The 14,430-nt window shown below is 66.8% G+C and carries 13 protein-coding genes; 10 read left to right on the top strand and 3 right to left on the bottom strand.

The genetic code is table 11. The annotated features are described in order from the left end of the window. The first annotated feature begins 546 nt into the window (after positions 1-546). The 10 genes from ACWEWT_RS37645 (at position 547) to ACWEWT_RS37690 (ending at position 8,922) form a co-directional block, all read left to right on the top strand. On the top strand, positions 547-1,233 hold the full coding sequence (locus ACWEWT_RS37645; RefSeq protein WP_452565696.1) for a TetR/AcrR family transcriptional regulator: 687 nt from the start codon (positions 547-549) through the stop codon (positions 1,231-1,233). A gap of 126 nt (positions 1,234-1,359) precedes the next feature. Continuing rightward, on the top strand, positions 1,360-2,763 hold the full coding sequence (locus tag ACWEWT_RS37650; protein ID WP_452565685.1) for an ABC1 kinase family protein: 1,404 nt from the start codon (positions 1,360-1,362) through the stop codon (positions 2,761-2,763). Between the two features lie 37 nt (positions 2,764-2,800). After that, on the top strand, positions 2,801-4,042 hold the full coding sequence (locus ACWEWT_RS37655) for a saccharopine dehydrogenase family protein (protein WP_452565686.1): 1,242 nt from the start codon (positions 2,801-2,803) through the stop codon (positions 4,040-4,042). Further along, positions 4,039-4,713: a class I SAM-dependent methyltransferase gene (locus ACWEWT_RS37660; protein ID WP_452565687.1), complete on the top strand. Its 675-nt coding sequence runs from the start codon at positions 4,039-4,041 to the stop codon at positions 4,711-4,713. The genes ACWEWT_RS37655 and ACWEWT_RS37660 overlap by 4 nt, the downstream gene beginning before the upstream one ends. 186 nt (positions 4,714-4,899) lie before the next feature. Beyond that, on the top strand, positions 4,900-5,322 hold the full coding sequence (locus tag ACWEWT_RS37665; protein WP_452565688.1) for a hypothetical protein: 423 nt from the start codon (positions 4,900-4,902) through the stop codon (positions 5,320-5,322). Beyond that, a complete protein-coding gene (locus tag ACWEWT_RS37670) occupies positions 5,315-5,878 on the top strand; it encodes a hypothetical protein (RefSeq protein WP_452565689.1) in 564 nt (187 codons plus the stop codon). The genes ACWEWT_RS37665 and ACWEWT_RS37670 overlap by 8 nt, the downstream gene beginning before the upstream one ends. After that, positions 5,875-6,615 carry an ESX secretion-associated protein EspG gene (locus ACWEWT_RS37675; RefSeq protein WP_452565690.1) on the top strand — a complete coding sequence of 247 codons (741 nt, stop codon included), beginning with the start codon at positions 5,875-5,877 and terminating at the stop codon, positions 6,613-6,615. The genes ACWEWT_RS37670 and ACWEWT_RS37675 overlap by 4 nt, the downstream gene beginning before the upstream one ends. A gap of 12 nt (positions 6,616-6,627) precedes the next feature. Continuing rightward, the gene (locus ACWEWT_RS37680; RefSeq protein ID WP_452565691.1) at positions 6,628-7,473 is read left to right on the top strand and encodes a polyphosphate kinase 2 family protein; all 846 of its coding nucleotides are present in this window, start codon (positions 6,628-6,630) and stop codon (positions 7,471-7,473) included. Between the two features lie 139 nt (positions 7,474-7,612). Next, on the top strand, positions 7,613-8,359 hold the full coding sequence (locus ACWEWT_RS37685) for a DsbA family protein (protein WP_452565692.1): 747 nt from the start codon (positions 7,613-7,615) through the stop codon (positions 8,357-8,359). 29 nt (positions 8,360-8,388) lie between these two features. Next, complete coding sequence (locus ACWEWT_RS37690; protein WP_452565697.1) at positions 8,389-8,922, top strand: vitamin K epoxide reductase family protein; 534 nt, start codon at positions 8,389-8,391, stop codon at positions 8,920-8,922. Positions 8,923-9,211: 289 nt separating this feature from the next. Here the strand turns inward: ACWEWT_RS37690 and ACWEWT_RS37695 are convergent, their stop codons facing one another. From ACWEWT_RS37695 to metE, 3 genes are all read right to left on the bottom strand, one after another. Further along, positions 9,212-10,333, bottom strand: coding sequence for a S1C family serine protease (locus ACWEWT_RS37695; RefSeq protein ID WP_452565693.1), 1,122 nt, complete (start codon positions 10,331-10,333; stop codon positions 9,212-9,214). Between the two features lie 544 nt (positions 10,334-10,877). Then, entirely contained in the window at positions 10,878-11,933 is a 1,056-nt protein-coding gene (locus ACWEWT_RS37700; protein WP_452565694.1) for an NAD(P)-dependent alcohol dehydrogenase, read from the bottom strand. Positions 11,934-12,002: 69 nt separating this feature from the next. Beyond that, positions 12,003-14,315, bottom strand: a complete 2,313-nt coding sequence (metE, locus tag ACWEWT_RS37705; protein WP_452565695.1) for a 5-methyltetrahydropteroyltriglutamate--homocysteine S-methyltransferase — start codon at positions 14,313-14,315, stop codon at positions 12,003-12,005. Positions 14,316-14,430: the final 115 nt, after the last annotated feature.

Below are 14,430 nucleotides of genomic sequence, written 5' to 3' on the forward strand. Positions count from 1 at the left end.
CCCCGGTTCTTCACTCCTTCGCTCAGTCGCTGCGCTCCTTCGCTACGTCGCTCCAGAACCGGGGCGGGCCCCGCCTGCGGATGTGGACCATCCGGGGCAGTGGGAGAGGTTGATGCCCGGGGTGTTTTTCGGATGCCTGCGGCTTCTCTCGTGGCATGGCCGCGATCAGAGCGTTGGGACGGGCTCGGGGTCGCCGATCTCAGGTCGCGGACAGGCATGGGATCGGTCACACGGGTGGCATGTACTTCCGCACCTGGGAACGGGGAACGGGGCCCGGCTACGGCGGCCGTTCGGGTATCGGCGGGTCGGGCGAGCACGATATGCGGACCTCGTGACCAGCGTGGTTGGGCTCACAATCCCGCGGATGCTCGATAACCGGCTGTTGCGCCCTGGACAACTGTCCGTATGCGCACAAGGGCCAATCGAAACCATCGGGGCGGGCAGGGGGCATAGAGTGGAACGCACGTGAACCGTCCGACCGAGGAGCCCACGCTGTCCACCGAAGACCTGCTCGATATCGGGAAATCCGCCGATCGATCGGCGCCGGTGCGTACCCCGCGGACCGACGGGCGTAAACGACGCTGGCGCCAGCACAAGATCGACCGCCGGGAAGAACTCGTCGACGGCACGCTCGCGGCCGTCCGGACTCGCGGCGGGAATGCCGGGATGGACGAGATCGCGGCCGAGATCGGGGTGTCCAAGACGGTCCTGTACCGCTATTTCTCCGATAAGAACGACCTGGTGAACGCCGCTATGCAGCGGTTCATCGAGATCACCCTGATGCCGCGGGTCTACGGCGCGATCAGTCTCGATGCCGACGAGTACCAGCTGGTGCGGTCGGCGCTGGCCGAATATGTGGGCGCGGTCGACGAGGACCCCGAGGTGTACCGGTTCATCATGGGGACCGGGTCCGGTGATCCGTCCTCGCTGGCCGATTTCGAAAGGCTTTTCGCCGAGGTCGTCGCCGCTGCCATCACCGAACGCGGCAGCGAACGCGGTATCGAGACCGAAGGCGTCATGCTGTGGTCGTATGTGCTGGTCGGCGGTATCCAGCTCGCGACGCACTGGTGGACCACGCACAAGACACTGCCCCGCGAAGAGGTCATCGACTACCTCACGATGATGGTGTGGAGTGCCATCGAGGGGATGGCCCGCGCCGGTGGTTCGCGCACCAAGTTCGCCGAGCAGGAGCATGTGCTTCCGCCGGTTTCTCCCGACGACCAGGCCGTCTGAGCCGGCGCGCGTAGCGGGCTCGACATCCGGGCCCGTTTGGCTAGTCTGATTCCCGTGCGGTGACGAGGAATCGGCAATGTTCTTCTGTCACCGTAGGCGCGCGTCGGCACCAACGGAGGTACCTCGATGGCGAAACAAGTGCCGACATCCCGGCTGGCCCGCGGCACCAAGCTCGGTGCCGTAGCGGCCGGTTCGGTGGTGCGCAAACAACGCGCCCGGCTCTCGATGCGCGGGCGGTCCGAGGCCGTACGCGCCCGGATGGCCGAGGAATCCATCCTGCGCAGTACCGAACAGCTGGTCATGGTGCTGGGCACCATGAAGGGCGTGGCCATGAAACTGGGCCAGATGATGTCGGTGCTCGATCTGGACCTGGTACCGCCGGAACATCGCGAACGGTTCCAGAAGCGGCTCGCGGTCCTGCGCAACGCGGCCCCCTCGGTGTCGTTCGAAGCCATGCGCGCGGTGATCGAAGAGGATTACGGACAGCCGCTGGAGGCGGTGTTCGCCGAATTCGAACCCGAGGCCATCGCGGCCGCCTCGATCGGCCAGGTCTATCTGGCCCGGCTGCACGACGGCCGCCAGGTCGCGGTGAAGGTGCAGTATCCGGGGATCGACGCGGCGGTCCGGGCCGATCTGAAGAATCTGAACATGTTCCGCCGGGTACTGCAGTCGGCGATGCCGTGGGTGACCCCTGCGGTCCTCGACGAACTGCGGTTGAACATGGAATCCGAGCTCGACTATCACATCGAGGCCGAAACCCAGCAGGACATCGCGGCGCTCTACGCCGACCATCCGTTCGTCGTGGTGCCGCGCCCGGTCCTCGAGCACAGCACCCGCCGGGTACTGGTCACCGAATATCTGGCAGGTACTGCCTTCGAGGACATCCGCCGGATGCCGCGGGCCGAACGCGACCGGGTCGGCGAGATCATCTACCGCTTCTACGTGGGTTCACTGTTCAATTTCAACGAGTTCTGTGGCGATCCGCACCCGGGAAATGTGCTGCTCGCCGCGGACGGCCGGGTCGGTTTCCTCGATTTCGGGCTGTTCAACCGGATGGACCCCGAACATGTCCGATTCGAAGCGATCTGCCTGTGCGCGGCCGCCGAGGACCGTGGCGAGGAGCTGCGCGATCTGATGGTTCAGCGCGGGGTCATCGATTCGGCGGACGAGATCGGGGTCGAGGAATGTCTGGAGTACGTGCTCTCGGCATCCGAATGGTGTCTGGTGGATCAGGAACTCACCATCACCCCGGAACTCGCGAGCGGCGCGTTCCTGCTGGCCGTGGATCCACGGTCCAGTGAGTTCTCCGGTATGAAGCAGCAGAATCTGCCGCCGGAACATCTGTTCTCCCGGCGGGCCGATTTCCTGACCTTCGGCATGCTCGGTCAGCTCGAGGCGACAGCCAACTGGCATCGCATCGCCCGGGAATGGTTGTACGGCGAGGAGCCGGATACCGAACTCGGCCGACTCCATCGACAGTGGCTGGCGCAGCGCCGGCCGGCCAAGCGCGGTAAGCGGCGCACGGGTTAGCGCCGCCGCACCAACACATATTCAAGGGGTTCGATCCATGACGGATACACGCGAATTCGATCTGATCGTCTTCGGCGCCACCGGTTTCGTAGGCAAGCTCACCGCCCGATATCTGCTGGGTGCGGCGCCGGCCGGGGCACGGATCGCGCTCGCCGGGCGCTCAGCGGACAAACTCGCCGCCGTCCGCGACGAGATCGGGGCCGCGGACTGGGGTCTGGTGGTGGCCGACAGCACCGACCAGGAGTCGATGGATGCCCTGGCGGCCCGGACCACCGCCGTGATCACGACGGTCGGCCCGTATCTGCGCTACGGAATGCCGATGGTCGCGGCCTGCGCGAAAGCCGGCACCCATTACGCCGACCTCACCGGTGAACCGCTGTTCATCCGCGATGCCATCGACAACCACCACGACGAAGCGGTACGTACCGGCGCCAAGATCGTGAACTCGTGTGGTTACGACTCGGTCCCCTCGGATCTGAGCGTCTATCAGCTCTACCGGCGCACCGTCTCGGACAATACCGGCGAACTCGGTGACACCACCTTGATCGCGACGTTGCGCGGCGGAGTCAGCGGCGGCACCATCGATTCCGGCCGCGCGATGATGGAGGCGGTCGCGGCGGACAGGTCGAAAGGCGCTGTGCTGAGCCACCCGTACTCGCTGAGTCCCGACAGAACCCTGGATCCCGAGGTGGGCCGCCAGTCCGACCTCACCCTCCAGCGCGCCCGCGATATCGACCCGAGCCTCGACGGCTGGCTGGGAACGTTCGTCATGGCCTCGCACAACACCAAGATCGTGCGCCGCAGCAACGGTCTGCTGGGCTGGGTGTACGGCAAGAACTTCCGTTACCGCGAAACCATGGGAGCCGGATCGTCGCTCCTGGCACCGGTGATCGCGGCGGGTATCTCCGGCGGTGTGGTCGCCGGAATGGCAGTCGGCGGTCTGCTGTCGCGGTTCGGCGCCGGTCGTGCGGTGCTGGACCGGGTGCTGCCCGCACCGGGTACCGGTCCCGGCGAATCGACGCGGGAGAGCGGCTGGTTCCGGATGCGCACCTATACGCAGACCTCGTCGGGAGCCCGGTATCGGGCCGATTTCGCGGGTCTCGGCGATCCCGGATACAAGGCCACCGCGGTCATGCTCGGCGAAAGCGGTCTCGCGCTGGCATTCGACGAGAAGCCCGAACTCGCCGGGATACTGACCCCCGCCGCGGCGATGGGCGATGCGCTGACCGCCCGCCTGCGCGCCGCCGGTATGACGATCGATGTCGAGCCGCTGGGATGAATCTCGCTCGGCGCACCATGAACGCCCCCGCGCTCGCGGCGGTCTACGAACGGATCTGGCGGCCCACGGTGTTCTACCTGGCCACCGGCCGCACCACCGACGCCGACCGCGATTTCGCGGTGGAATCGCTGCACCTCGACAGCTCGCGCCGGGTCCTGGACATCGCTTGCGGACCGGGTAATTTCACCCGTTTCCTGAGCGAACACGTCCCGGCCGACGGTTTCGTCGCCGGTATCGACTACTCACCGCCCATGCTGGCACGTGCTCGCGCCGACAATGCCGGGCCCCGGGCGGGATACGTGCGTGGCGACGCGCGACGGCTGCCGTTTCCCGACGCGAGCTTCGACGCGGTCTGCTGTTTCGGGGCGCTGTACCTGATTCCCGATCCGCTGGTCGCGGCCCGCGAGATGATCCGGGTGCTGGCGCCCGGCGGGCGGATCGCGATCACGACCAGCCACCGCCCGGACAACCCGGTCGGCGAATTGACCCGGGTCACCGCCGCGGTGAGCGGACTGCGGATGTTCGGCGGCCGGACCTTCCCGGACCTGTTCGAGGCGGCCGGACTGGTCGATATCGACCAGCGGGTGCACCGCTTCTTCCAGTACGTGACCGCCACCCGTCCCGGTGCCGGGACGGCCGGGCCCGTCGCGGACGACCCGGCAGCGGTCTGACGGATTCCGCGCCGCGAGAAGAATTGCGCGACCGTTGCCACCCCTGGATCCGTTGCTGCCCACAGCCCGTGGCGCGTGCGCCATTTCACAGCCGAATCACTGTGACCGGCGGGTTTTCCGTCGCGTCCGTGGCTACCCGTCGGTAGAGTCACGGGGCGTACCCGCGGGCCGGAAGGGGGATTCCAGATGTCGGTACCGGAGGTGGGTCAGCACACGGCTCGTCGGTTGTACCGCGCGGCCACGGCGGGCGGCGCGGACTCCTTCACTCTCGCCGAGGATGTCGCGCTGCGCCTGGCACACGCCTGCGACACCCTGGTCGCCGAACTGGAAGCCGCCCGGCTCGGGGGGTATCGGATCGCCGAAGCGGACGGCACCGCCGGATTTCCCGATCTGCCCACCGGGCACGCGCTCGCCGCGGGATTCCGCGGTAAGGCGGCGCAGTACCTGGAGACCCTCACCGCGCTGCAGGAGACGGCACTCTGCTTCAAGGCTGCCTACCTCGCCGCCGGCGGCAAACTCGCCGAAGCCGATCTCGCCAATCGCGCCGCGCTCGCGGTGGTGGCAGCTCGCGCCGGCTCCGACCGCCACGAACAGGACGGCCATGGCTGAATCCGCCGATACGGACCCACCCTTCGCACCGGAACGCGAATGTTTCGGCAGTTTCACCCACCAGGAGATCTGGGACCGGGTGCACGAGGTACTCGACCCCGGCCTGCTCGGCGATGCCGCCGCGGCGTGGAAGTCGAACGCGGACAGTGTGGCCGAAGCCTTCGCCGCGTTCACCGACAGCGCCCGGCGCGAATTCGACCACTGGTCCGGTCATTCGGCGAACGCGGCCCGGCAGGCGACGCGGGAGTTCATCATCCGCGGCACCGAAACCCACGAGGCCTGCCGGGCGCTGCAACGCCTCATGGACGGCAATACCGAAGCAGCACAGACACTCCGGTCCGCGCTGGCTCCGCCGCAGCCGTATCGACCGCTCGACGACCCGGCGGCCGAGGCCGTCCACGGTGGCCGCCGCCGGATGGATCACGATATCGCCGCCGCCACGGCCACCGCCGACGCGCAGGACGCGATGACCACCATCTACAACCCGACCCTCCCGGTTTCCGGTGATCTGGTCCCCCGGTTCCCCGACGCCGGCGGCGGGAGCCCACGTCCGTGAAATGGATTCTGACCCCCGACGAATTCAGTTACGTCTGGGCCAATGAGACGAGCCTGGACCGTCGCCCGTACCCGGTGAATCTGGCCCCGGCGAGCACGGTGCGCACCGAATCCGAACTGGATGCCCTGCGATTACCACAGCGGTTCGCCAGACAGGCCGACCCAGATCTGGCAGCCGCGCTCATGCTCTGCGCCCGCCCGGACGCCACCTCGGTCACGATCTCCGGCGAACGCCCGGCACCCGCCCGCAACGGCGAGCAGCCGCATTCCGAGCAGATCCTCGGCTTCGCCGCCGTCATCGATCATCACGCCGCCGTCCTGCACGCCACATCCACGAAGGTCATGGTCCACATGTGTCACGCGCAGGACCTCGGGAGCCGGTTGGTACAACTGATCGGCTCCGCCCGCCCCGGCGGCCACGGCCCGTTCCACCAGCCCCAGGACGCGGTACTCACCGACGCCCCGATTTCCACCACCGACGGGGACGGCGACGCCGCCCGGTTCCGCACGACCCTGCGCGAACCCGTCGACTCCCGCGGTTTCATCACCGTCACGGTGGCCCCGGAGGACCCCATGTCACCACCTACCCTGCACCGCAGCTGGCTCGATATCCGCGACGACGGCCGCTACCTGCTGACCACCGCCGATGTCCTGGTCCTCGCCCCGGTCAGCGATTCCGATTTCGCCGACAAACTGCAGAGCCTGGCTCGCATCCGCGGCAGCACGCCCGGTCTGTGATAGGTCTGTCCGATGTCCGAGCACTGGAAAACCCCCGCGAGCCGGGCCCTGCGCGCCGACGGCCTGCGCGTCGCCGATATCGATACATCCGCCAAACCCGGGTTCCCCGGTCGCAAGAAGGACGGGGAACAACTGCTCGCCGAACGCAGCAGCGTTCTGGCCGGGCTGCAGGAGAAGCTCTACGCCAACGGCCGCTCCGGAGACAATCGCAGTGTCCTGCTGGTGCTGCAGGGGATGGATACCGCCGGTAAGGGCGGAATCGTGCGCCATGTCATCGGCTCGGTGGATCCCCAGGGTGTCGATCACGCCGCCTTCGGCGTGCCGACCGAGGAAGAGAAGCGGCACCACTTCCTGTGGCGGATCCGCAAGGAACTCCCGCGCGGCGGCCGGCTGGGCGTATTCGACCGCTCGCACTACGAGGACGTCCTGGTGGTGCGCGTCCACGGGCTCGTCCCCGAGGCGGTCTGGCGGGAGCGCTACACCGAGATCAACGATTTCGAACAGGAGCTGACCGAATCCGGGACGACCCTGGTGAAGGTCGCGATGTTCATATCGCTCGACGAACAGAAGAAGAGGCTGCGGGAGCGGCTGGAACGGCCGGACAAGTACTGGAAGTTCAACCCCGGCGATATCGACGAACGCGCTTATTGGCCCGCCTATCAGGAGGCATACCAAGATCTGCTGGACCGCACCTCCACCGGTCACGCGCCCTGGTACGTATTACCCGCCGACGCGAAGTGGTACTCGCGCCTGGCCGTTACCGAACTGCTGATCGAGGCGCTGGAGAACCTGGGCCTGAACTGGCCACCCGCGGACTTCGACCCGGCCGCGGAACTGCGCCGTCTGGACAATTCCTGACCGACGCGGACGGGCGAGTTATGGAAACTCTCAGCAAGCCGGACAATGATGGTGCGGTGCGCCGGAAACCCGGCGCCCCCTGGCGAACCTTCGGGGTGGCCCGGGTAGCGAGGCGAGGGAAAGGCGTGGTGAACGCACGGTGAGCAAAAACCCCGGACGGCCGAATCCGGTGGCTGCGGCCGCGCGCGCGGACCGCAATCGCAGAATCGCGATACAGGTCGCGGTGGCCGCCGTGCTGGTGGTACTGGTCGCGGCGATCGGTATCGGCCTGGCCGTGCGCAACTCCGGTTCCGACGATGTGGGCCCGGTCCCGGCGGTGGCGACCGATAACGGTGCCGTCCGGGTCGGACAGCCCGACGCGAAGGCGACGGTGCGGATCGTCGCGGATATGCAGTGCCCGGTCTGTAAACGGTTCGAGGCCGACCACGCCGAACTGCTCAGCACATCGGTCGCCGACGGCACCGCCGCGGTCGAATACAACATCGTCGGCTACCTGGACAAGATGTCGAGCACCGAATACTCCACCCGGGCGGCCAATGCCTCCTACTGCGTCGCCGATACCGGAACCGACAAATATCAGGACTGGCTGAAGCTGATGTTCCAGCAGCAGCCGCCCGAAGGTGGCGCCGGTCTGACCGATGAGCAGCTCATCGCCATCGCGCAGCAGGCGGGCTATACCGACCCCACCGTCGCCGACTGCATCACCGACCGGAAGTACGACGGCTTCGTCGCCGCGAAATCCAAGGAATCGCTGGCGGAGGGTATCGACGGGACACCGACGGTCTTCGTCAACGGCGAGCAGGTGAAACTCACCGTCGACGCGAGCGGGCAGAAATTCGATACCGCACCGCTGGCCGCCGCGATCCAGGCGGCTGCGGGCCGGTGATCCGGACTTCACCGCCTGCCGCCTGGACGATGCTCCTGTGCGGGCTGGCAGGCTGGATCGCCGCGTTCGTCCTGCTGGTCGAGGATTTCAAACTGCTGAGCGACCCCGGTTATGTACCGTCGTGCAGTCTGAACCCGGTACTGTCCTGCGGCTCGGTCATGGCCACCGACCAGGCCGCGGTACTCGGGTTCCCGAACCCGATCATCGGCCTGGCCGGCTTTTCCGTGGTGGTGACCCTCGGTGTGCTCTCGGTCGCCGGGGTCGGGCTGCCCCGCTGGATCTGGACCGGTCTGTGGCTGGGGACGGCCGCGGGCACCCTGTTCATCTGTTGGCTGATCTTCCAGAGCCTCTACCGCATCAACGCGCTGTGCCCGTACTGCATGGTGGTCTGGGCGATCATCACACCGCTGCTCGCGGTGATCACCGAGCAGTTGTGGGGTAACGATCGGGGTGCCCTGCACGTGGTCGCGGAATGGCGCTGGACTTTTGTCGCGGTGTTCTACGCGGTGGTGCTGGTACTGGTGTTCCTGCGGTTCCAGGACTACTGGCTGTCGCTGTTCTGACCACCGCCGGGCACCACGGCCGAACCCGCGGCACGACCGGAGGTCACGCCGAGGCTCACCACGGTCAGCGTTGTGGACGATGGGATCGGCATATTCACGCGCACGGCCGGAGCCAAGACGGAGGTACGCCGAAGTACACCACGATCAGCACTGTGGACGATGAGATCGGCATATTCACGCGCACGGCCGGAGCGAAGGCGGAGGTACGCCGAGGTACACCACGGTCAGCGCTGTGGGCGATGGGATCGGCATATTCACGCGCACGGCCGGAGCGAAGGCGGAGGTACGCTCAGCCCGGTGTCCCGGTGGCCAGTTCTACCGCCACGACCCGTTCGGCGCCGTCGGGCGCCCGGACGCCCAGCCGGACGGTTTCGGTGGGTTTGCGGGTGTCGATCACGGCTTGCAGGGCACGGGCGCTGGTGATGGCACGGCCGTCCAGTGAGGTGATTATCTCGCCCGCCATCAGACCGGAGGCCTGCGCGGGCAGCCCGCGGATCGCCATATCGATCCGGGCGCCGCGCGGACGGGCGTCGGAGATCAGGACGCCCAGGGTGGCGGTGGGGCCGATATGGACGGATTCGGTGGGGGTGCCGGAACGGATCTGGCGCACGATCCGCATGGCGGCGTCGATCGGTACGGCGTAGCCGTTGGGTGGATCGGCGGCACCGTCCGGTGGTGGATCACGGCTTCCCGAGGCCGCGGCGATCACACCGACGACCGCGCCGGTGTGGTCGGTGAGCGCGCCACCGGATTGGCCGGCGCTCACGGCGGCCTCGATCTCCAGCATTCCGGTGAGCGCTTGGCGGGAGAGATCCTGCTGGTTGAGAGCCATGATCGTACTGTCGAGATTACTGATCTCGCCGGTGACCCCGGTGGCCGTCCCACTGCCACCCGCGTTGCCGACCGCCAGCACCTCGTCGCGGACCCGGAGCCCGGCGGAACTACCGATCCGTGCGGTGGCCAGACCGTGGGCGCCGGTGAGGGAGAGCAGGGCGATATCGGCGTGGGCGTCGTAGCCGAGCACCTCGGCGGTGTATACCGCACCGTCGGCGACCCGGCTGACCCGGACGGTTTTCGCACCCTTCACGACATGGTGGCTGGTGAGAACCTGCCCTTCGCCGGTGAGCACGATGCCGGATCCGGCCGCCGCGGCGCCGAACGGCCGGGCGGCGGCGGTGATGTTCACCAGTACCGGGGAGATGCCGCGCGTCAGCTCGCTCACGTTCAGCGGTGGGGGTGCCGGACGTACGGGCGCCGCGACGATACTGCGGCCCGGTTGTGAGAGACCGGGTAGCTCGCCCCGGTAGCCGAAGAGCGCCCCCAGGGCGAGAACCGCGGCGAAGACGGTGATGAGCACGCGGCCCCCGCCGGTGGGGCCGCGCGAGCCGGTGCCCTGCCACTGGTTGTCCAAGGAGCCTCCCGCTGCCGCAGCCGATCACGACCATTGTCGCCCGAATCGGCCCGCGGCTGTCGAGTTTCTCAGCCTTGGGAGAAGTTATCCACAGGCATCCCCAGTTATCCACAGGCTGGTGGCGGCCTGGGGAAAGAACGGCGAGATACCTGTGGATTCGTTACCCGGGACCGCCTCGGTCACATCTACGTCACATCGACGGGACGGCCCTTTACACCGTTGGGCCGAAAATCGCCCCGGATGTCGGTGTCTGCCCGAAAACCCGTTCCGCGCCCCACCGCCGGAAATACACCCGGTCCGTTATCCAGCGGAAACCGAATCAATAGATTCCCGGTATCCGGGCCGCGGCACCGGGCAATCCATCCACAGCCCTCGGCTCGTATCCACACCCCGAAACAGGTTTTCCACAGGCTTCTCCACAGTGTGGAGAAAGGCTCCGGAGAGCCGGAATCCCTTTGTTCGACGATGGCCGATTGTTCGATGATCACCGATCCGTTCGGCATTGCACGGGCGTTTCCGGCGGTAACGGATCGACCGGAAAACGTCAGATGGTCGCGGTATCTATGACGAACCGATACCGCACATCACTGGCCACCACCCGTTCGTACGCACTGTCTATCTCGTCCGCGGAAATCAACTCGATTTCCGCGCCGATTCCGTGTTCGGCACAGAAATTCAGCATCTCCTGCGTTTGTTCGATACCCCCGATCATCGAACCGGCCAGCGATCGGCGACGGCCGGCCAATACCCGGGCCTGTACCTCGAGCGGGGCTTCCGGCAACCCCAGGACGACCAGTGTCCCGTCCAACCGGAGCAGCTTCATGTAGTCGTTGATCGGCAGATCCGCGGATACGGTGTTGATGACGAGATCGAAGCTGCTGCGCAATTCCCGGAACACCTGCTTATCGCTGGTGGCGTAGTAGTGGTGTGCGCCGAATCGTTTTCCGTCCTCCTGTTTGCTCAGCGAATGGCTCAGCACTGTGACCTCGGCGCCCAGCGCGGCCGCGATTTTGACACCGATATGGCCGAGCCCGCCCATTCCGATGATCGCCACCTTTTTGCCCGGCCCGGCACCCCATTGTCGTAGCGGGGAATACAGGGTGATTCCGGCGCACAGCAGCGGTGCGGCCACCGACAGATCGATTCCCTCCGGGACGGCGACGACGAAGCCCTCGGTCACCACGATCTGCTTCGCGTATCCACCCAGGGTGTGGCCGCCCGGCTGCACTTCCTCCGCCACCCGCGTGTTGTAGGTCATCACCGCGCCACGGGAACAGAACTGCTCCTCACCCGCCAGGCACGGCTCACACTTCCCGCAGGAATCCACCATGCAGCCGACACCGACCCGGTCACCGACGCGGTGCCGGGTGACCGCCGAACCGACTGCCGCGACAGTGCCCGCGATCTCGTGCCCGGGAACGCACGGATAGGCCGCGCCACCCCATTCGTTGCGGGCGGTGTGGATATCGGAATGGCAGATCCCGGCATATTCGATATCGATCAGGACATCATCGGGCCCGAGTTCCCGGCGCTCGATGGCGACCTTCTCGAACGCGGCGTCGGGGCCGGCCATCGCGTAGGCGGCTACAGCATTACTCATGCGTCCATGCCTACCGTCGCATACCGGTATTTGCCAACGTCCGGAGCGGACAGTGTGCGCAGCGGAACTCTATTGCTCCGGCGTCGACTCCAGCCGACGGCGGACGCGCCGGGCAGCGGCGACCATATTGCGCAGGGCGGGATCGAGTTGCCAGTGGTGGCGGGTCTTGAGGCCACCGTCCGGGTTCGCCCAGAGCCGCTGCGGCCCGACTGCCGTCGCGGCGGCGGTGAGCAGTTCGTCCAGTTCGTCGATATCCGGGATCCGGGCCGACCGGCTCTCGTACACACCCGGGCCGACCCCGTGGCTGAGTCCGTGGCCGGAGGCGTAGTCCTCCTCCAGCGCCTTCAGCACCCATTCGATGGACCGGGTGGCGACGATGGCGGTGACATCGGCGTCGAGCTGCTCGATCGCCTGCACGATCTCGGTGCGGCCCGAGTACGGGATATGGGTGTGGATCTGGGTGCTGGGTGCCACGCCCGAGGTCGCGAGGCGGAACGCCCCGATCGCCCAGCGCAGGTATTCCGCGCGACCTTCGGGGCGGGCCGGCCACAGCTCCCGCAGCGCCGGTTCGTCGACCTGGACGATACCGATTCCGGCCCGTTCCAGATCGACCACTTCGTCGCGAATGGCCAGGGCCACCTGGTCGGCGGTCTCGTAGAGCGGCTGGTCCTGCCGGACGAACGAACGCGCCACCATGGTGACGGGCCCGGTGACCATACCCTTCACCGGTTTATCGGTCAGCGATTGCGCGTAGGTGATCCAGTCCACCGACATCGGCGCCGGGCGCGAGACATCACCGTAGATGATCGGCGGACGCACACACCGCGAGCCGTACACCTGCACCCAGCCGAAGTGCGTGGTGGCGAACCCGTCCAGTAGTTCGGCGAAATACTGGATCATGTCGTTGCGCTCGTGTTCGCCGTGCACCAGCACATCGAGGCCGATATCTTCCTGCAGGGCGATGGTCGCGGCGATTTCGGCCTCGATCTTCTTGCGGTACTCGTCGTAGGACAGCCGGCCTTCACCCAATTGATGACGGGCCTGCCGGGCCTCGGCACTCTGCGGGTAGGACCCCAGCGTGGTGGCGGGCACCAGGGGCAGTCGCAGCTTCTCCTGCTGCGCGGCGTGGCGCTCGGCATAAGGCGCGCGTTCGCGCATCTGCGGCGTGATCGCATACACCCGCTGACGCACCGCGTGCTTCTGTTTGAAATGCACTTCGCCCGGTCGTTTACGCCATTTGTCCGAGGGCCCCTCGGTGAGCGCCTTGGCCAGCGAGACGACCTCGCCGACTTTCTGCTTGGCGAACGCCAGCCGATCGGCCACATTTCCGGGGATCTCGTATTCGGCCAGCACGTCATAGGGCACGTGGAGCAGAGTGGTACCGGTGGAAACCACCAGATCGGGGCACACTTTCGTGAGCTCGTTGAGGTATTCCAGAGTGACGTAGCGATCGGCCCGCCACACATTGGTTCCGCTGATGACACCGGCGTACAACCGCTTGCGGCGGATACCCGGAATACTCGCCAGATCCTCGGGCCGGATCCGGTGGGTCGCGAGATCCAGGCCGATCGCCTCCACCCCGGTGCCCGCCAGGATGCGCAGCGCTTCACCGAAATCACCGTACTGACCCGTGACCAGGATGCGCGGCCGCAGCGGCGCCTTGGCCAACCGGTCGTAGACGCGTTCGAAAGCCGCGAGTTCGGCGGCCGAGCGTTCGGCGGTGAAACAGGGTTCGTCCAGCTGCACACAGGTGGCGCCGCGCCGGGCCAGGATCTCGAACAGCTGCTCGTAGACCGGGAGTAGCCGGTCCAGCAGGTCGATGGTGTCGAAACCGGCGGATTCACCGGGCACACTGCCGGCCTTGGACAGCAGCAGCAACGACACCGGTCCCAGCACCACCGGGCGCTGTTCGATACCCGCCACCATCGCCCGATCCCATTCGTCCAGCAGCGCCTCGGCATGCAGGGAGAATTCGGTATCGGCGTCCAGTTCCGGCTGCCGGTAGTGGTAATTCGTACCGAAGAAACGCACCAATTCCAACGGCGGCAGATCGGGTCGGCCACGCGCCATCAGGAAATAGAAGTCCAGCGGGTCCAGTCCGGCCCGGTATTCCTCGAAACGGGACGGGACAGCGCCGAAGAGCAGCGCATTGTCCAGCACATGGTCGTAGAAGGAGAAAGTGTTGCCCGGGACCTGGGTCAGGCCGGTCGCGGCGAGTTCGTGGAACTGCTGCTCCTGGATATCGCGTCCGACCGCGCGCAGTTCGTCCCGGGTGATCGCCTGCCGCCAGTACGCCTCGAGCGCGCGCTTGAGTTCCCGGTGCGGACCGATCCGCGGGTACCCGAGCACACTCGAGCCGAAGCCTTCACTGACGTTGACCATTGCCGACCTCCGTGTTGTTGGCGCCGCCTCCGGCGGCGCGGGTCGGGGCCCTATTAACCCCGGTTCTTCACTCCGCCGCTCAGTCGCTGCGCTCCTTCGCTCTGTCGCTCCAGAA

Source organism: Nocardia sp. NPDC003963 (genome assembly GCF_053605105.1).